Genomic DNA, 19,130 nt, shown 5'->3' with positions numbered 1-19,130 from the left:
TCAGTCGTCGACGCAGATCGACGCATGTAAAAAGACGGCGCCGCACGTCCCGTGCAGCGCGAAAGAAAACGCCGCGTGCGTGGTGCGAATACAGGTCGCATCGCACGCTCATGACGGCTTCCAGCGATACATCATGACCTTGCCGCGCGCATCTTCCTCGACGAAGATCAGGTACTCGCCGTCGCTGCGCCGCGCCGCGCTCACACCGTTCGCGACGTCGACCCAGCCCGAGGCGCGCCCCACTTCGGGCCCCGGCCGGATCACGCCGATTTCCTTGCCGCGGTCGTTGTCGTACACGTGCACGACGCCGGCAGGCTCGACCGCGAAGATGTATTTCCCTTCCACGGTGAGGCCGATGATCGTGAAAATCGGCTTCGCATCGGTGTCCCACGGCAGCTTCAACGTATAACGCGCGACCGGCTTGCCGCTCGACCACTTGTCGTAGCGCACGAGCACGCGGCCGACTTCCTTCCATTGCTGCTTGCGCGGCGGCGCATCGTCGGTGTAGCCCGTCACGTACAGCGAATCGGTCGACGCGTCGTAGATCGCGCGTTGTGCCTGCGTAAACGGCGCCGGCACGTCGTACGCCTGCATGTTGTCGTACGAGTAGATCGGATTGCCGGACTTGTCGAGGCCGCCGAAACGGAAGCGATAGATGCCGTGCGAATCGACTGTGCGCCAGACGTCGCCGGCCGTGTCGACCCACCAGCCCCAGCCGCCGACGAGCCGTTTGCCGGTTGTGTTGCGCGCGAATTCGCCGTCGTCGAACCGGCCGTTGCTGTTCGCATCGCGCCAGATCCAGTCGCCGCCCGCCGGCGCGTTCGGAATCGACTTCGGATCGCGTAGCCCTCGCCCGCCGAAAAAGCCGGACGGTATCGCCGTTTCGCCTTCGCGCGCCGCGTCGAAGCGATAGATCTTCAGGTGATCGGCGTACATGTCGGTCAGGTAGAGGAACGTGTGGCCTTTCACTTGCCGCGCGATCGGCAGGCCCGGCCACTGGTCCGTATGGAAGACCGGATCCTCCGGATATCTGAAGCGGTTCGACAGGAAGCCGACGTAGGTCCACTGCTGGCCGGCAGGCTTCGACAGATCGAGTTCGAAGCGCTTGTTGCCGGTATAGACGCTGTTCGGACGCGCGGGATCGATCCATGCGCCGTCGACGAAGAGCAGCCCCTGAACCTGCCATAGCCGCTTGCCGTCCGGCGCATAGCTCTCGAGTGTCGCGCCCAGTCCCGCGCCGAGCGCGGCGCCGAATCCGGAACCCGGCGGCGAGAAGTTCGGGCCGATACCATTGGTCGACACATAGATGTTGCCGCTCTGATCGACGCCGACGCCGGTCAGGCCGTTGAAGCGTTGCGGACCGGGACGCCCCGCCACGCCCGAGAAGATGCCGCCGCGCTCGCCGAGCGAACCCGATGCCGCGTAGCGGCCGTTCTGCCTGCTGAAGAACAGCACCTGCTGGCGCGGACCGTTGTCCGCGACCAGCACGCGCCCTTTCGCATCGACCGTGACGTCGGCCGGCACACTGTCCGACGGCAGCGGCAAGGTGTCGTCGAGTTTGTCGCCGCTCGCCGAATAATGGACGATCTGCGATTTACCCGATAGCGTATCGGTCAGCACCCAGAGCGAGCCGTCCGGTGCGACGGCGAGATGGCCCGGTTCGTGTGCCTTGAACGAACCTTTGCGCATCATCGAATCGGGATCGTAGATATCGACGCGATCGAGCGCCGCGGTCGCGACGTAGAGCACCTTGTCGTTCGCGGCGAGGCCCGTGACTTCGTTATGGACGTTCCATGCGACGTCGCTGACGATCGCGAGGCTCGCCGCGAGCCGCGCACGCGGATCGGTCGCGTTCGCGACCGGCTGGAACGGCGCCGTGCGCTGCGGGTCGCCGATCTCGCGCCGCGAGACGCCATACCAGATGTGTCCCTTCTGCGGCCACACGCCCTTGCCGACCAGGTGATCTCTTTCAGTGTTGACGCTGACCGCGATAAACGCGTAGCGACGGTTGACCGCGACGGCGTTGCCGCCGCCGTTGCCCCAACCATGCGTACCGTTCGCGTAGCCCAGCATTTTGCCGTCCTGATAGATCCCCGACTCGGCGCCGCTTTCATCCCACGGCGCGTCCGTATAGACCTTGCCGTCGGGCGAGACCGCGATCGCGGTCACATTGATCTGCGTCCAGGTTCCGTTGCCGTAGCCGAAGGTGTTGCCGATCCATGACGTTTGTGCGTCGAGCGTCGCGGCAGCGCCTGGCGACTCCTGCGCGGAGTCGCGCCCGCGGTCTTGTCCGCGGTCTTGTGCGCACACGCCTGATACGGCGATCAGCGATGCAAAAGCGCAAAGCGCTCCGGCAAACAGGGCTCGGATCAAAGGCACTTCTCCACAGTCGGAACCCGGGACTGACGAACCTTGCGGCGGCCGCCGCGCCGGGTTGCTTGATGAATGAAAGATATTGCGTTCGAGGACCGCTCTGAACGATGCAGCGCAGAACGAACGAAACTCGAACGAAACTGCGGAAACTGCGACGACAGCAACTGCGCAGCAACTGCGACGACACAGCGTATGAAATCCCGCGAGCAGCGCACGACGGCGCAGGTGGCCGCAGGGAAGCCCGGATCTGAGATTAAGCGGAAAGGGTGCGCGCGAAATAAATCCAAAAAATTCAAAATAATTCAGCGCAAAATCGAACCGGCATTAAACGGTATATTGCGGCCATAGATTTTTAACTTGCGGGCGAAAATGCGCGTGCCAGGTTTTTCGTAATCCGCAGCTTTTGCCAGATGAATACGCGTCTGTAGAACTTACCTACCGCAAAATCGTTATCCCATTGCACGGCCCGTGTGCCTGCCGTGCGTGCATCGGGCACCGCGCCACGCGCTCTGCTGCGAGCCGGCGCCGCTCACCTTCGCGGGATCGATGATTAATCGTTTTCGTTCGAGTTTTTTCATCGATTTTCTCTTTCTAGAATGAGTGACCACTTATGTCGGTCGCTTCGGCCACTGCGGCATGGACCGCGAGGCCCGGCTGATTTTGCGGCCGGCGCGGCGCTGCACATACCCGCGCCTATACCGCGCACGCACCGGATCACAGGCAACGAGAAAGGCAAACGATGACAACTCAACGCAAAGCCATCATTACCGGCGTATCCGGCCAGGACGGCGCCTACCTGACCAAGCTGCTGCTCGGCAAGGGCTATCAGGTGACCGGCACGTATCGGCGCACGAGTTCGGTGAACTTCTGGCGCATGGAAGAGCTCGGCGTGCTCGACCATCCGAATCTGAGGCTCGTCGAACACGATCTGACCGATCTCGGTTCGACGCTGCGCCTGCTCGAATCGGCGCAGGCCGACGAGGTGTACAACCTCGCCGCGCAGAGCTTCGTCGGCGTATCGTTCGACCAGCCGGCGACCACCGCGCAGGTGACGGGCGTCGGCGCGCTGAATCTGCTCGAAGGCATTCGCGCCGTGAACCCGAAGATGCGCTACTACCAGGCGTCGACTTCCGAGATGTTCGGCATGGTGCAAGCGATACCGCAGCGCGAGGACACGCCGTTCTATCCGCGCAGCCCGTACGGGGTCGCCAAGCTGTTCGCGCACTGGACCACGGTCAACTATCGCGAGTCCTACGGGATCTTCGCAACGAGCGGCATTCTGTTCAATCACGAATCGCCGTTGCGCGGACGCGAATTCGTCACGCGCAAGATCACCGATACGGTCGCGAAAATTCATCTCGGCAAGGCGGAGGTGCTCGAGCTCGGCAATCTCGACGCGAAGCGCGACTGGGGCTTCGCGCTCGAATATGTCGACGGCATGCATCGCATGCTGCAGGTCGACGAACCGGACACGTTCGTGCTCGCGACCAATCGTACCGAGACCGTGCGCGACTTCGTGAAGATGGCCTTCGCCGCGGCCGGCACGCAGCTCGAGTGGTCGGGCAAAAACCAGGGCGAGACGGGCATCGAGGTTGCGACGGGCCGCACGCTCGTGCGCATCAACCCGAAGTTCTACCGTCCCGCCGAGGTCGATCTGCTGATCGGCTGCGCGGATAAAGCGAAGGCGAAGCTCGGCTGGGAACCGCAAACCACGCTCGAGCAGTTGTGCCAGATGATGGTCAACGCCGATATCGCGCGCAACCGGATTCACGAAACGTTCTGACGGGCCGGGCCGTTCCCGTTCGCAGCTCTTCCAGCCTCCCTCCTGATGCGTGGGCGTTGCCGGCGGCAACGCCCAGCGCGCCCTCGTTCCTCTCTCCCCGCTGTCGCATTGCGGCGCCGTAGTGCGTGCGCACGACCCTGCACGACGCCGCTCAGCCGAAGATCGCAGGACGTCAGCGGCATGCGTACCGCACAACCCGAACGGAGAAAGGAATTGGATGTCCCGATAGCCACCCGGCAGTACCCGGATCGACCATACGGCGTCGCCGCCTCGAGCGAAGCCGCCAACGAAGCGCGGTCCGGCGATGCAAAAGCCGGCGCGATGTCCGGCGCGATCTCCGGCGCACGCGCAGCGTCCGTCGCGCGAGCGCGACCGGGCAATCCCGATGAACCGCATGGAACACATGGAGCGCATGGAACGAATCGCGGACCCTCCTGCGCCCTCACCGCGACCGAACTCGATCGGCTGTTTCACGACTATGCGGAGCAACGCCAGCCCGGTAGCGGGACCGACGTGCCGACGCTCGCCAACGACACGCGCAACGGACGGACGCTCGCGGACGGCGCGGCGCGGGACCTGACCGGCTACCCGCGCGAGATTGCCCGCTTCGAACAGCGCCATGCGGGTTTGCTCGATCAGCTCGCGGCGCTCCCGCCAAGCCAGTCCCGATTCTATGCAGCCGGCGCCGCGACCTTCGCCTCGGCCTACCGGATGGCGACGCCCGACGGGCGCGCGGACGTCGACCGCGAATTCGGACAGCTCGAAAACGCGGTTCGCGACGAATACAACCGCGCCGTCAACGATCCGCTCGAGCGCGTGCTCGGTGTCTTCAATACGCCGGTCGGTGCGGGATATCTCGACCGTGCGGGCCAGAGCAGGGTCGGCCAGCTGTCGCGCATGCGCAGACGGTTCCTCGCGGCCGCGACGCCGGAGCAACGCGCAAGCGTCTACCGGTCTGCGCTGTCGTTCAAAAAGAATCTGCAGTCGCAGATATCGGGAGCAATCGATGCGTATGGCCGCCGGCAGGCGGCGGACTGGAAGGCAGCCAACGACGACGTCGACCGGATGCTCGGCGAAGCCGGGCGCGTCGACGACGATCCGGGCAAGCGCTACGAGCTCATTGCGCGCCAGCTCCACACGTCGAACCCGGGCAGCGGCGAAGATCCGTTCGAGGACAAACGCATTCTCGCGTTCACCGAACGGATGCAGGACGACCCCGCGGTGCGCGACAAGCTCGCGCAATGGGGCTTCGATGCGGGAAAGAAACTGAACAGCTTTGGCGTGGGCGGTCCGAAACGCTACGCGGACATCGTGAACGATCCGCCCACGGCGGGCCCCGAATACGTACGCGACCTCGCCGACCGCTACGACGCCGTGCTGCGCGACGCCACCACGAAGGACCAGTCGATCGCGCCGCAGGAACGCGCGAAGCATGTGGCCGCGCAGATCCTCGAGGGAAGCGCGCGTTTCGTGCTCGGCATGACGCCGTTCGCACCGCTTTCCACGGTGTTCGACGCCCATTCGTCGTTGCCGCCGAACGCGCGCATCGGCGTCGATGTCGCGGCAAATGTGCTCGGCACGTTGCTCGATCCGGCAAGCGCCGCAAGCGGCGCCATCGCGGAGTCGAAGGCGTTCGCCGACGCGATCGCGGCCATCGACGCGGCGGCCGATCTCGGACATGACGCCGCAACCGTCCCGGCTGCGGCGTCGGCGAGGCGGCCGCTCGCGCCCGCTTCGGCAGTCGGATATGCCGGCTCGCCGGACCGCATACCGGCACATCCGCCTACCGTCCCCGCCGCATACGCATCCGATGCGCCGCTTGATTCGTTGAAAGCGTCCGCCGAGGCAAGCGCGATCCTGGAGAACGCGAGCGGGCAGAACTTCGTCGCGATCGGCGGCCGTGCGTACCCGGCCCGCTATGACAAAAGCAGCGGGACAGCGCGCGTCTACGACGCGGACAATCTATGGAATCCGAGCTATTCCGCCCGGCTGAATTCGAAGCACGAATGGGAAATCGTCGACGTCGGACCCATGCGGCTCAGAGGCGGCGGCGGCGTGGCCGAAGCCGGGCCGTCGAGCTCGCCGCCGATGTCGCAGGAGCTGAAGACTGCGCTGCAAGCCGAGGACTGGCAGTCGCCGGCGAACGCGTACCTCGACGATCCAGCCTATCGGCAAAGCTACCAGGCCGCGTTCGACAACCTGAGCGCCGACCAGAAAACGGCGCTCAGACGATGGACCGCGCTCGACGAAAGTGCCTCGAACGACAGCGACAGCGGCAGCGGCAGCGGCAGCGGCAGCGGCAGCGGCAGCGATAGCAACCACAGCAGCGATACCGATGGCGGCAGCATCGGCAGCCGCAGCACATCGGGGCTCAACTTCGACCTGAACCACGACTTGCGCGCGGGCAATCCTTCCGCTGCGATGATCAAGGCGCGCGACGATCTCGCAAGCGCGCTCGAGCGCCTGCCGGCCCCCGCAAAACAGGATGTCCGCCTGCTTCGCATAGCCGACGTTCCCGCCGACTACGCAAGCCGGTTCAAGCCCGGCGATCTCGTCACGGATAAAGGCTTTATGGCCGCATCGAGCGACCGGCAGTACGCGCTCGACTCGATTGCGGACGATGGTGCCGTCGGCGGCTCGGAACAGCCGGCAATGGCCTTTTACGCGATCCAGTCGCGCTCCGCGAAGCCCTTTATTGCGGGCATCGACACCGATGCGTCGAACGAGAGCGAGTGGCTGATGCGCCCCGGCACCGTATTCAGGGTCGACGAAATCGCCACGCTCGTTCCTGCCGACACCGAACTCAAGCCGCGCATCGGACTGCGCCTGACCGAAGTGCCGGTGACGGCGCCCGTCGACGCCAAAGACATCTACAGCGGACAGTCTGTGCACGTTTCGCCGGGCGGGCGGATTACCGACGAACCGCCTGCCGGTCCTCCCGCGAAAAAGCAGAAAACCGGCTCGCCCCGACCGCGCTAGCGGCCGGTTCAGTGCACCGAAGCGTCGGAGATCGCTTCGCTGTACACGGCCGCGACGCGCTTCGCGATCACCGGATTGTCGAAGTGCGCGCGCGCGTATGCACGGCATGCGTCGGCATCGGGCAATCTGAGCGTCCCGTCGAGCGCCTTCGACACGCCTTCCGCGATCGCGTCGGCGCCGGTCGACGGCAGCACGAGATCCGGCGACAGTCCCGCGACCGCTTCCGGCAGGCCGCCGACCGGCGTCACGAGCACGGGCGTGCCCGACGCCAGCGATTCGACCGTGATCAGCCCGAAACCTTCGAGTGCCACGGTCGGCACGACGCTAAGCGTCGCCGCGCGGTACAGCGTCGCCAGATGCTGGTCGGGCACGAAGCCGAGCAGCTTCACGTTGTCGGTCAGGCCGGCTTCGTCGATGCGCGCCTGCAGTTCGCCCTGCAGACGCCCCCTGCCGGCGATCAGCAGCAGCACATCGGGGGCGCGGCGCTTGACGATCTTCACCGAGTCGATCAGATCCTCGAGGCCCATGCGGCGCACGAGACGCCGCACCGCGAGCACGATCGGCCGGCCGAGCGGCAGTTGCATCTTCAGGCGCGCTTCGTTCTGCGTGAGCGGCAGATCGAACTGGTCGACGTTCACGCAGCCCGGCACCACGCGGATACGCTCGGGCGAAATGCCGAAGCGCGACGTGAGGATCTTGCCGAACGCGTCGGACAGCACGATGAGCCGCGACGAGCGCGCATAGACGGTCTGCTCGAGATAGCGCTTCGCACGCTGGCCGAGCGAGTCGGCCCCTTCCACATGACTTTCGTCGGCCCACGGCCCCTGGAAATGCGACACCTGCGGAATGCCGCGCGTGACGTCGAGCCCCGGAAACGTATAGAGCGCGAAGTGCGACGAGATCACGTCGGGGCGCTGCGCGCGGATTTCGCGGCGCAGCGCGCGGCGCGCGGCCATCAGGCGCAGCGGCAGCGATTGCGCGGCCGGCCCGAAGCCCTGGATCGCGCCGTTCGTGTCGGCCGCGACGCGCGGCGAGCCGGCCACCACGCCGCGCACCTCGACGCCGGCACCGGGCAGCGCGCCGATCAGCGAGTAGTACATCCGGTCGAGGCCGCCCGCGCGCTCGGGAAACCAGTGCATGCCGATCTGCAGAGATTTGATCGAAGAGTGAGTCATGGCCATTCCTGTTGGTGTTCGTCGTGTTGTGCCGGATTCATTTGCCGGTGTGCCGCTCATGCGCGATCCACGCCGCGCGGCGCGCCGGCGAGCAGCCCCGGCGTCGTCATGTCGGCCGCGATGTCGGCATCGCGGCTCGCGCCGTTGCGGCTGCGGTCCTCGCGCGGCCCGGCGATCTGCCGGTACAGCGCGATGTACTGTTCGGCCATGCGCGCCCAGCCGAAACCGACCGCGAGCTCACCGGCCGCGGCGCCCATCGCGCGGCGCAGGTCGTCGTCGTCGGCAAGCCGTCCGATCGCGTCGGCGAGCGCGCGCGGATCGTCGGGATCGTCGAGCACGATGCCGCACTCGGGCGTGATGATTTCGGCGCCGCCCGCGGTGCGCGCGGTCACGACAGGCAGTCCCGCCGCCATCGCCTCGAGCAGCGACAGGCTCATCGCCTCGTAGCGCGACGGAAACACGAACGCGTCGACCGAATGCATGAGCACCGGCATGTCCTTGACGAGCCCGAGAAAATGCACGCGATCGGCAATGCCGAGCGCACGCGCTTCGTCGGGATACGGGCTGCCCGGCAGATAACCGGCCACCGCGATCTGCACGTGATGCGGCAGATGCTGCAACGCGCGCAGCACGGTGCCGAGGTTCTTGCGCGGCGTGCGCAGGTCGCCGACGAACAGCAGCAGAAACGCATGCGCGGGCAGCCTGAACTTCGCGCGATCGCCGCTCGCCGCGGCGAAACCGCGCGTATCGACGCCGTTGTAGATCACGTCGAGCCGGTTGCGCGGCGTGAGGCCGATTGCGCGGATCTCGGCAGCGACCTTTTGCGACACCGCGGTGATCACGCGCGAGCGCCGGTACGCCCAGCGTTCGAGCATCGCGTTCACGCGCGTGTACACGTACTGGTATGCGGACCACACGCCGCCGGTGATGCCGAACGGGTAGTACTTGCTCGCGAACCAGCCGCTGTGCACGAAGTGCGCGGTGTTCACATCGGCGGCCGTCCACGAGATAAAGCCGTTCACATGCAGCACGTCGTATTCGCTGCGATGCGCACGCAGCCATTGCGCGCTCTTCAGCGCGAACACCTGCTGGCGCAGCAGATTGGTCGGCCACCAGCGGCCGATCTTCATCGGCACCCAGCGCACGAGCGGATGTTCGAGCAGTTCCGGCGCCACATGCGACGCGACGAGCGTGACCGAAATGCCCGCTTCGAGCGCGGCGCGCGCGATCTCGTGGTTGACGCGGCCCTGTCCATCGTTATGACGCACGACATGCGTGACAATCGCGACTCTCAATCGGTAACTCCGTGAAGAACGACCCTCGCCCTGCGGTGCTGCTTCTCGTAATGCGCCGCGGAGAGAATCGAAAACAGACTCATGAAAAGCAGTGCCCCGCCGGTGCCGACGAGCGTGTTCGTGAACACGATCATTGCCAGAATGGCCAGCGACAGCGACAGGCATGACGCGACGAACTTGTCGTCGCCGAGCTTGAACGTGGCGAACACCGCGCGCATCACGAGCCACGCGATACCCATCACATACAGCAGCGTGCCGGGCCAGCCGAGCACGAACGGAACGTTCATCACGCCGCTGTCGAAGCTGCCGTACTGGCCCTGCTGGCCGTCGTTGCCGGACGCGAGCTTGGTCGACGTGCCGGTGGCGCCCATGCCTTCGCCGGCCACATCGGTAAACGCGGTTTTCGCGAAGGTCGCGTAGAACTGGTTACGCGCCTGATAGCTCGGGTCGCTGTCGAGGTCCGTGAGGGTCTGCAGACGCGTCTGCATGCGGTCGGCAACCGGCCCGATCGCGAGCAGCGGCACGCCGAGCCCGATCAGCAGCACGCCGCTCGCAATGATGCGAAAGCGCACCTTGTTGTTCGATTTGACGAGCAGCATCGCGAGCGCGATGACCCAGCCGCCCCACGTCGAACGCACGAGCGAGAGCGCGAACGAGATAAAGCCGAACGCGCCCGCGATCCAGCGCACCTTGTGCTGCGCCGCGAGCACGAACACCATCGCGCCGAGCATCGCGAGCGCGAACGGGCCCGACGAGTTCATCGTGCTGAACACGCGCACGCCCTGCGGCACCGGGTCGCCCTGCGAACTCATCTGCGAGCCGAGCATCCACAGCACGTCCCACGCCGGCATGATGAAGAACTGCACCACGCCGTAGACGCCCATCACGAGCATGCCCCAGATAAACGTGTTGACGATCGTCTCGCGAAACTTCGGGTAGTCGCGCGTGTTCACCATGATGTGAAAGCCGATCAGGATCGGATACAGCCAGTTTGCGAGGTCGTACACGGCGGCGAGCGGCCCCGCGGACACGATGCCGATCAGCAGCCCATAGGCGAGGCCGAACAGGATCAGCAGCACCGGCAGGCCGCGCCGCTGCGCGAGGATCGGGTAATAGCGCAGCAGCGACAGCCCGCAGATCATCGTAACCGCGAGCGGCGCGATCTGGATCAGGCTCGTCGGCGTGTACGAACCCTTCGACCAGTCCGCAAGGCGCCGCACCTCGGGGCTCAGGAACCACTGCCACCAGACGAAGCCGATGTAGCGCGCCGGACTCCTGAAATAGAGCCAGGCGCCGACCAGCACCGAGAGCAGCGGAAAGCCGTAGGTCAGCGCGGTGCCCTGGTGGCCGACGATCAGCACGGCCGTGACCAGCCACAGCAGCGCCGGCGGCATCCATTCGGAGCGATCGCCGCTGACGAGACCGCGTGCGCTCGTCGCGCCGGCATGCAGGAGCGAGGCCATCGCCTACGCGCCTCCGCGATTGCCGCGTGCGGCGACGCGCGGCGCCGCCGCGCTATCGACACCACTGCCGACACCACTGCCGACACCACTGCCGACGCCGCTTGCCGACACGCCACTGCCGGAGACACCGGCGGCGCGCATGCGACGCTGCAGCAGATCGCGCGTGATCTTCACATGCTGCCGCGCGAACTGCTGCGTCGTGAAATCGCGCGACAGCAATTCGGCGGCGGCCGCGCGCGCCTGGCGCAGCGCGGCGTCCGGCGACGCGGCGAGGCGATCGGCGGCCGCGCGCAGCGCCTCTGGATCGAACGGCGGCACGTAGCTCGCCGCCTGGGCCGAAAAATACTCCTTCAATCCGCCGACGTCCGTCACGATCATCGGCTTGCCGACGGCGGCGGCCTCGAGCGTCACCGTCAGACCCGAGACATGCGAGTTATGCCGCAACGGCACCACGATCACGTCCGCCCACGCGTACAGATCGCGCTGTTTCGCGATGCCCGATGCCGATGCGATCTCGACGTTCGGCGCGTGCAGCGATGGCGGAATGCGCCGCCGCGTCGCGAGCTTCACTTCATAGCGGGCGTCGTTGCCGAAGGCCTCGATCAGCGTGCGCCAGTCGCGGTCGCGATCGTTGCCGATCGCGGCGACCCGCAGCGGCGTATGCGGCTGCCACGCGTCGGGCTGGCGGACCGGGAAATCGCTCGTGTTCAGGCCATAGAACACCTGCGTCGCATCGCGCTGCAGATAGCGGCGGCACAGCGCGGCATTGACGCTCGAGTGCGTCGTCAGCACGTCCGCGCGCGCGACGAGCTTGCGGTAGAACCAGCGCCGCAAGATGCCGTAGCCGGGCCATTTGTCGAGCAGCCAGATGCTTTGCGCGAGCAGCAGCGGCGCCGCGCGGCGGCGAAAGCGGTGGCCATGCAGCATCAGCAGCAAGGCGACGGCGAGATGCTCGTGCTCGGTGTGGGTCCAGACGACGTCGGCGTTAAGGATCTGCTCGCGGTTGCGCCACGTGTGGATCATGTCGAACCCGGCCAGCGCTTTCAACGCGCGGCGCACAAGCCTGACGGGTTTGCTTTCGCGCGCGTCTTCGGAGTACGTGAGGCGGAACTCGTCGGATTCGGCATGGTGATAGCCATACAGGCAGCCGATGTTGTCGCCCTTGCGATAAGTGCGCGGGTCTGCGCCGTAAAACAGATGGACGTTGACATTGATGCTCATGCAGGCACTCCTGTCTGCGTGTTCAGGGCACATTGCGGGACATCGTCATGATCGGCGCAACGGCGCAACGAACATGCGGGGTGGAACGCAATGCAGGAATACGAAACGGCGCGAAACGGCGCGAAACAGCGCTGAAGCGGCGGCGCCGTTACGGCAGCGCGCGGCGCGCTTCACGCGCGCCGCTGCGCACCGCTTTCCAGCGCGACAGTTGCGCGCGCTTGCGCGAGACCATCGCGAGCACCGCATGCACGAAGCCCGGATAGGCGCGCGTGCCGACCAGCGTGTACCACCACCATGCCGTCTCGCGGTGCAACGGCGGCAGGTGCGCGCGCAGGATCAGATGCAGGTTGTAGGCGGCGTTGCCGATCGCGGCCATCGTCTGCGCGTCGCGCCGGTCGTCGTCGTGACGCTCCGCGGGGAAATGATCGACCGCGACGTGCGGGTCGTAGACGAGCTTCCAGCCCGCGCGCTTCACGCTCATGCTGAACGCCATGTCGTTGTGCACCTGCGCGCCCGCGCCGCGCAGACGCGTATCGAACCGGATCGTGCGGATCGCCGCGCGCCGGTAACTCATGTTCGCGCCCTTCAGCATGTCGACTTCGCGCGCGTCGCCGACGCCAAGATGGTGATTGCCGATCAGCTTGCCCGAGCGCGTCAGCTTGCCGACCATTGCGCGCGAACCGTTCAGCACGCTGCCCTTCTCGTGCACCCAGTCGCGCCCGCCGAGCGCGCCGAGCTTCGGGTCGGCGGCGAAATGCGCTTCGATGCGCGCGACCCAGTCGGCGTGCGGCGCGGCGTCGTCATCGGTAATCGCGATCACGTCGCCCGTCGCGGCGTCGAGGCCGCGATTGAGCGCGGCCACCTGCCCCGGCGCCTCGACCGGCGCGATGACGAGCGGCAGCCGCTTCCTGGCCACATGCGCGTCGAGGCACGCATGCGTCTCATGGTCGTCGGGACGCGCGACCACCACGACTTCATCGGGCGCGCGGTGCTGCCGCTCGAGCGCGGCAAGACAGCGCGTCAGGTCGTCCGGACGGCGAAAGGTCGGAACCAGCACCGTAATTTTCATCCTCTCCTCCGTACAGGCTCAGCCAGGCTCGATCACGTGCTCAGGTATTCCTGAACGGCCGCGTAGCTGCGGTCGTAGCCGCCGCGCGCGCGTGCCGGCATCGCGTTGAAGATCGCACCCTGCACGTGCACGCCCGCCACGCTGAGGCGCTTGAGCGAATCGCTGATCTCGTTCTCGGTATGCATGCCCGAGCGCACGACGAAGAACGTCGAGCCGACATAGCCGCCGATGATCGACGCATCGGTCACCGCGAGCACCGGCGGCGTATCGATAAGCACGACGTCGTAGCGCTTTTGCAGCGCGTCGAGGTACTGCGGCAGGCGCGGCGACATCAGCAGCTCCGACGGGTTCGGCGGACGCACGCCGCACGAGATGAACATGAGGCCCGGCGTGTCGGTCGGGCGGATCGCTTCTTCGAGCGAGATCTGCCCGGACAGCAGTTCCGACAGGCCGTTCGCCTGCGTGCCGCCGAGGTGCCGCTCGAGCGAGCCGCGCCGCATGTCGCCGTCGATCATCAGCACGCGCTTGCCCGAGTGCGCGAGCAGCACCGCGAGGTTCACGGTCAGGAAGCTCTTGCCGACGGCCGGCATCGGGCCGGTCAGCATGATGATGCGATTGCGCGCATCCATCAGCGTGAACTGGATCGACGTGCGCAGGCTGCGCAGCGCTTCGACGCAAACGTCCTTCGGCTTCGCGTTGGCGAGCACCTGGCGCTCGCGCGCCGCGCCGCGCGAAACCTGGTTCTCGAGCACGGCCTGCTCGGCCGACAGCGGCACGAGACCGTACACCGGCAGATGGAAGATGCGCTCGACGTGCTCGGGATCGTCGATGCCCTTGAACATGTTGCGGCGGACCAGCACGAAGCCGATGCCTGCGATCAGGCCGAGAATCGTCGCGGCCGACAGGATCAGGAATTTCTTCGGCTTGACGGGCTCGCCCGGACGCAGCGCCGCGTCGACGATATGCACGTTGCCGCCCGTCCCGGCGCGCTGCACCGAGAGCTCCTGCACGCGGTTCAGCAGCAGCACGTAGATGTCTTCCGCGACCTTCGCATCGCGTTGCAGCTGCACGGCGCGCACTTCGGTTGCCGGCAGATCGCGAAAGCGCGCCGAATACCGCGCTTCCTGCGCCTGCAGTTCGGCCATCTGCTCGCGCGCGGCCTTCAGGATCGGGTGATCGTTCGCGTAGGTCTGCTGCAGCGACGCGATCTGCATCTTCAGCGAGGCGATCTGCTTCTGGTAGTCGACGGCGCCGTTCAGGTAGATCGTCGCTTCATCGGATGCATTGATCGAACCGGATTTGCTCTGATACTCGGTCAGCGCCGCTTCGGCATTCTCGAGTTCGGACTTCAGGCGCGGCTCTTCGCTCTTCAGGAAGTCGAGCATGCGGCTCGCGTCGGCCTGCTTGGTCTGGATGTGCTCGCGCAGGTACGACTGCGCGACGGCGTTCGCGATCGCCGCGGCCTGATCCGGGTCGCCGCTTTCGAGCGAGATCTGGATCACGCCGGTCTGCTTGCCCTGCTCGGCCACCTTGATCGCCCCCTGGAAACCGGCGATCGCGTCGAGATCGTTCGCGCGCACCACGGTGAACTGCGTGCCCGGCCGCGCCACGAGCTTGTCGACGACGATCGTCACGCCGCCGCCCTGAGCGGTTTCGCCGACCTGGCCGCGCAACAGCAGCTGGCCGTTCGGCGCGCGCAACTCGTACTGGTTGCCTTCGAGCGCGGTCATCGTCAGCTCTTTGCCTTCGAGTTCGGGCGTCACTTCGACCGAATCGACGACGGCCTGCTCGCCGCCCCATGCATAGCTCTTCAGACCGAACCACGGTTTCCCGAGCCCATCCGAATGATGCAGGCGCGCCGCGAGCCGGCCGAGGAACGGAAACGTCTTCGGCGTCACCGAGAAGTTCAGTTTCAGCTGCTGCACGACAGGGCCGAGCACGCCGCGGCTCTTGATGATTTCGATCTCGGCGTCGGTCGGCAGCGATGACGCGCCGCCGCCGGTCGTGATGGCCGCGCCGGTCTGGTTTTGCGTCAGCGCCTGCGACGTGTTGTCCTGCGGTTCGACGCGCACATGCGCATCGGCCGAGTAAGTCGGATCGTAGCCATGTCGTTCTGTGAGCCAAGGAGTTGGTAGAATGTTTTGTCTTCCTAAGACCGCTTGGCCTCCGACTTCGTCGATGATCGTCTGGATCAGCTGGCCGAGGACGACGTCCTCTTCCTCGGTTCGGCCCTGAATGGCCAGATGCGTGTTGACTTGAGTACTCACGGTTCAATCCCCGGGTTAATCCCCGCTCGGTTCGAGGCTTACTGCGGTTTCGGGTGCGGCCGGCCTGCGCACGGCAGGACCGGGCCGCCGGCGATCGCATTGCGCGTGCCCGTTGCTTTCGCATCGGACAGCCGCCGGGGCCGGTTCGGCCTCAGGCGGCGCAACCACGGTCGCAAGGGGCGATCAGTTCGTCAGCTCCTTGATGAAGAACACGGACTGCAGGGCCGGCAGGATCTGCTGGATCATGCGGTTGAACGTCGCGCCCGCCGCTGTGCCGACATAGACCACGTCGAGCGGCTTCAGCTGAAATTGCGAACTCAGCATCACCGCGTCGGGTTGCGTCATGTCGAGCCGGAAAATCTCCGGCGAGGTCGGGTTGTCGCGCATGCCGCGCATCACGAAGATCTGCCGCGGGTTGGCGTCGGTGTCGAGAATGCCGCCCGCGCCGGTCAGCGCGTCGGCGATCGTGAAGCGGCCCTTCAGCATGCTGAGCGTGGCGGGGCTCTTCACCTCGCCCATCACGAAGATGCGGCTGTCGGTGCGGTCCGGCACGTTGAGCACGTCGCCGGGCTGCAGCAGCACGTCTTGCGACGTGTCGCCGCGATCGAGCATCGCGTCGGCGTTCAGGATGTAGAGCTTCTGGTTGCGCGTGAGGCGCACGCGCTGCAAATCGGCATCGGGATTCGTGCCGCCCGAGCGCGTGATCGCGTCGACGAGCTTCAACGGCACGTCGCTGATCGCGAGCGGTCCCGGTGTTTTCACTTCGCCGGTCACCTCGACGCGCTGGCTGCGGAACGCGAGCACGCGCACGTCGACCTGCGGATCCTTGATGAACGGCCTGAGACCGATCGAGAGCTCGTCGCGAATCTGCGTGGTGGTTTTGCCCGCCGCGCGAATCCGCCCGACGAACGGGAAGAAGATCGTGCCGTCGGGGCTCACGGTCTGGCCGAACGGATCCGCCTGGCCCGGCAGCGCGGTCGTGTACGGCTGCTGCAGCACGCTCGAGATGGTTTGCGTCGTGTTGCCGCCGGTCGACAGCGACGTGCCGCTTTGCGTCGTCAGCTCCGGGTGATTCCATACGGTGACGCCGAGAATGTCCTGCGGCTCGACGTGATAGACGTAGTTCTGCAAAGTGTATTGCGACGGCGGCAGCGGCGCCGGCGCCATCGCGGCGGCGAATTTCGCCTGCTCGACGACGAGCTGCGCGTCGATCACCTTCACGTCGTAGGTCGGAGCGGGGCCGCTCGGCGGCTGTTCGTTCAGGCGCGACGTGTCGAGGTGGTTACCGGGTGCAACCGAGCACGCCGACAGAAAGATCGTCAGCGCAAACAGAAAAAGACAGGTGATATTTCGCTTTAGCATATTTTGTTGAGCCATCCCATGACCAGATGTTCGATGAGGACGAGGCTTTCGCGGTATTCGCGTTCTTCGCCTCCGTGCGGGTCGACGACGTCGGACCCCTCCCATTTGCCGAGCGCGTGGACCTTGCCGCGTGCGGCCGGGTCCAGCGCTTCGACGTCCTTGACCTGGCGCTGCTCGGTCACGAGCACGAGGTCCGCATCGCGCACCATCCGTTTGTTCAGGCGCCGCGCATGGTGTTCTCCGGCTACGATGCCGCGCTCGGCGAGCAGGCGCTGCATGACGGGATCCATGCTGTCGCCGTCCACCGCGCGGATGCCGGCGGAGTGGAACGCAATTGGCGCGCCCGATTGTCGGTACTGGCCCGCCTTGAACAGCATTTCGGCCGCGGGCGACCGGCAGACGTTGGCGTGGCACACGATCAGGACATTGGCGAACATGTCAGTATCCCTGGATGTCTTGCGGGTTGAACGGTTTTTTGTCCGATAGTGGTCAAAAGTTCTCAAGCGGTTTGTCAAAAAAACCTGGTCGCGGCCTTGCGTACGTGAAAGCTTGCAAGGCCGCAGCGCACGGCGCCGATGCCTAGAGCGTGGTCGCGGGCGTGGCCGCCGCCAGCGCTTTCGATCCATCGCGCACGGCCGCATCCTGCTGCGCGTGCTGGCGGCCGATCGCGTGATACTCGATACCGAGCTCGCGCATCGAATCGGGCTCGTACAGATTGCGGCCGTCGAAAATCAACGGTGTCTTCAGATTCGCCTTCAGGCTGTCGAAGTCGGGGCTCTTGAAGACTTTCCATTCGGTCAGGATCACGAGCGCGTCGGCGCCGTGCAGCGCATCCATTTCCTCGTCGACGAACGAGAGACGCGCGTGGCGCTGCGGCATCGATTCGAGATCGAGCGCGAGCACGCGCTTCGCTTCATCGATCGCGACCGGGTCGTAGGCCTTGACCCTGGCGCCGCGCGCAAGCAGCTCGGCGATCAGCGGACGGCTCGGCGCTTCGCGCATATCGTCGGTATTCGGCTTGAACGCGAGGCCCCAGACGGCGAACGTGCGGCCCGACAGATCGCCGCCTAGACGCTCGACGATCTTGTTCGCGAGAACCTTCTTCTGCGCGTCGTTGACCGCTTCGACGGCTTCGAGAATCTGCAGGCCTTCGCCGTGCTCGCTGGCGGTGCGGATCAGCGCCTGCACGTCCTTCGGAAAGCACGAGCCGCCGTAGCCGCATCCCGCATACAGGAAGTCGTAGCCGATGCGCGGGTCCGAGCCGATGCCGCGGCGCACGGCCTCGATATCGGCGCCGACGCGGTCCGCGAGGTTCGCGAGTTCGTTCATGAAAGAGATGCGCGTCGCAAGCATCGCGTTGGCCGCGTACTTCGTGAATTCGGCCGAACCGACGTCCATATACAGCGTGCGCTCGCGGTTGCGATTGAACGGCGCATAGAGCCGCTTCATCATGTCGCGCGCCTTCTCGCCGGGTACGTCTTCGTCGCAGCCGATCACGATGCGGTCCGGCCGCGTAAAGTCTTCGACGGCCGCGCCTTCCTTCAGGAACTCGGGGTTCGACACGACCGAGAACATCTGCTTCGAGCCGCGCGCGGCGAGCTCTTCGGAAACCGCCGCGGCGACGCGGCGTGCGGTGCCGACCGGCACCGTCGACTTGTCGACGATCACCTTGAAGCCGTCCATATGCTTGCCGATGTTGCGCGCGGCGGCGAGCACGTATTGCAGGTCCGCGGAGCCGTCTTCGTCGGGCGGCGTGCCGACCGCGATGAACTGGATGTCGCCGTGCGCGACCGACGCCGCCACGTCGGTCGAGAACGTGAGGCGTCCCGCCTTGCGGTTGCGCGCAATGATCTCGAGAAGACCGGGCTCATGGATCGGCACGCCGCCGTTGTTCAGCACATCGATCTTGCGCTGATCGACGTCGAGACAGAACACGTCGTTGCCGATGTCGGCGAGACAGGCGCCTGTCACGAGGCCTACATAGCCGGTTCCAATGATCGTCACGTTCATGAATCACACCTCAAATAGTGAGTAGTCCACCGTGGACACGAATGACACAACCGAATAACGAATGAGTCGCGGCGCCGCATCGATGCGAAAGCGCGACGCAACCCATGCTTGCATGCGTGGGTTGCGCAAGCCG

At 65.8% G+C, this 19,130-nt stretch carries 12 protein-coding genes; 2 read left to right on the top strand and 10 right to left on the bottom strand.

Annotated elements, in window-relative coordinates; genetic code table 11:
• Positions 1–108: 108 nt before the first annotated feature.
• Complete coding sequence (locus QYH69_RS08085; RefSeq protein WP_374992373.1) at positions 109–2,310, bottom strand: hypothetical protein; 2,202 nt, start codon at positions 2,308–2,310, stop codon at positions 109–111.
• A gap of 802 nt (positions 2,311–3,112) precedes the next feature.
• Between QYH69_RS08085 and gmd the strand changes: the two genes are divergently transcribed.
• Positions 3,113–4,156, top strand: a complete 1,044-nt coding sequence (gmd, locus tag QYH69_RS08080; protein WP_308831369.1) for a GDP-mannose 4,6-dehydratase — start codon at positions 3,113–3,115, stop codon at positions 4,154–4,156.
• A gap of 213 nt (positions 4,157–4,369) precedes the next feature.
• Positions 4,370–7,135, top strand: a complete 2,766-nt coding sequence (locus QYH69_RS08075; protein ID WP_308831368.1) for a hypothetical protein — start codon at positions 4,370–4,372, stop codon at positions 7,133–7,135.
• An 8-nt stretch (positions 7,136–7,143) separates the two neighbouring features.
• On the opposite strand, the gene QYH69_RS08070 is transcribed toward QYH69_RS08075, so the two are convergent.
• The 9 genes from QYH69_RS08070 to QYH69_RS08030 form a co-directional block, all read right to left on the bottom strand.
• Complete coding sequence (locus QYH69_RS08070; protein ID WP_308831367.1) at positions 7,144–8,310, bottom strand: glycosyltransferase family 4 protein; 1,167 nt, start codon at positions 8,308–8,310, stop codon at positions 7,144–7,146.
• A gap of 56 nt (positions 8,311–8,366) precedes the next feature.
• On the bottom strand, positions 8,367–9,605 hold the full coding sequence (locus QYH69_RS08065) for a glycosyltransferase family 4 protein (RefSeq protein WP_308831366.1): 1,239 nt from the start codon (positions 9,603–9,605) through the stop codon (positions 8,367–8,369).
• The gene (locus QYH69_RS08060) at positions 9,602–11,068 is read right to left on the bottom strand and encodes a glucose-6-phosphate isomerase (protein WP_308831365.1); all 1,467 of its coding nucleotides are present in this window, start codon (positions 11,066–11,068) and stop codon (positions 9,602–9,604) included. Before QYH69_RS08060 ends, QYH69_RS08065 begins: the two co-directional genes overlap by 4 nt.
• A gap of 3 nt (positions 11,069–11,071) precedes the next feature.
• Positions 11,072–12,289: a glycosyltransferase gene (locus QYH69_RS08055; RefSeq protein WP_308831364.1), complete on the bottom strand. Its 1,218-nt coding sequence runs from the start codon at positions 12,287–12,289 to the stop codon at positions 11,072–11,074.
• Between the two features lie 148 nt (positions 12,290–12,437).
• Positions 12,438–13,358, bottom strand: coding sequence for a glycosyltransferase (locus QYH69_RS08050; protein ID WP_308831363.1), 921 nt, complete (start codon positions 13,356–13,358; stop codon positions 12,438–12,440).
• A gap of 32 nt (positions 13,359–13,390) precedes the next feature.
• Positions 13,391–15,625 (bottom strand): polysaccharide biosynthesis tyrosine autokinase, encoded by a 2,235-nt coding sequence (locus QYH69_RS08045; protein ID WP_374992366.1) that lies wholly within the window; start codon positions 15,623–15,625, stop codon positions 13,391–13,393.
• A 183-nt stretch (positions 15,626–15,808) separates the two neighbouring features.
• Positions 15,809–16,987 carry a polysaccharide biosynthesis/export family protein gene (locus QYH69_RS08040; RefSeq protein WP_308831362.1) on the bottom strand — a complete coding sequence of 393 codons (1,179 nt, stop codon included), beginning with the start codon at positions 16,985–16,987 and terminating at the stop codon, positions 15,809–15,811.
• Positions 16,981–17,424, bottom strand: coding sequence for a low molecular weight phosphotyrosine protein phosphatase (locus QYH69_RS08035; protein ID WP_308831361.1), 444 nt, complete (start codon positions 17,422–17,424; stop codon positions 16,981–16,983). Before QYH69_RS08035 ends, QYH69_RS08040 begins: the two co-directional genes overlap by 7 nt.
• A gap of 142 nt (positions 17,425–17,566) precedes the next feature.
• Positions 17,567–18,997 carry a UDP-glucose/GDP-mannose dehydrogenase family protein gene (locus QYH69_RS08030; protein ID WP_308831360.1) on the bottom strand — a complete coding sequence of 477 codons (1,431 nt, stop codon included), beginning with the start codon at positions 18,995–18,997 and terminating at the stop codon, positions 17,567–17,569.
• Between the last annotated feature and the right edge of the window lie 133 nt (positions 18,998–19,130).

Origin of the sequence: Paraburkholderia sp. SARCC-3016, from assembly GCF_031119615.1 — a bacterium.
Taxonomy (GTDB): Bacteria; Pseudomonadota; Gammaproteobacteria; order Burkholderiales; family Burkholderiaceae; genus Paraburkholderia.
This window is presented reverse-complemented; position numbering and strand designations above follow the sequence as displayed.

What these genes read in the sequence shown, in the direction of transcription:
- QYH69_RS08055 (WP_308831364.1), bottom strand. Translation starts at nt 12,289, where the DNA reads ATGAGCATCAATGTCAACGTCCATCTGTTTTACGGCGCAGACCCGCGC.
- QYH69_RS08050 (WP_308831363.1), bottom strand. Translation starts at nt 13,358, where the DNA reads ATGAAAATTACGGTGCTGGTTCCGACCTTTCGCCGTCCGGACGACCTG.
- gmd (WP_308831369.1), top strand. Translation starts at nt 3,113, where the DNA reads ATGACAACTCAACGCAAAGCCATCATTACCGGCGTATCCGGCCAGGAC.
- QYH69_RS08070 (WP_308831367.1), bottom strand. Translation starts at nt 8,310, where the DNA reads ATGACTCACTCTTCGATCAAATCTCTGCAGATCGGCATGCACTGGTTT.
- QYH69_RS08060 (WP_308831365.1), bottom strand. Translation starts at nt 11,068, where the DNA reads ATGGCCTCGCTCCTGCATGCCGGCGCGACGAGCGCACGCGGTCTCGTC.
- QYH69_RS08030 (WP_308831360.1), bottom strand. Translation starts at nt 18,997, where the DNA reads ATGAACGTGACGATCATTGGAACCGGCTATGTAGGCCTCGTGACAGGC.
- QYH69_RS08035 (WP_308831361.1), bottom strand. Translation starts at nt 17,424, where the DNA reads ATGTTCGCCAATGTCCTGATCGTGTGCCACGCCAACGTCTGCCGGTCG.
- QYH69_RS08040 (WP_308831362.1), bottom strand. Translation starts at nt 16,987, where the DNA reads ATGCTAAAGCGAAATATCACCTGTCTTTTTCTGTTTGCGCTGACGATC.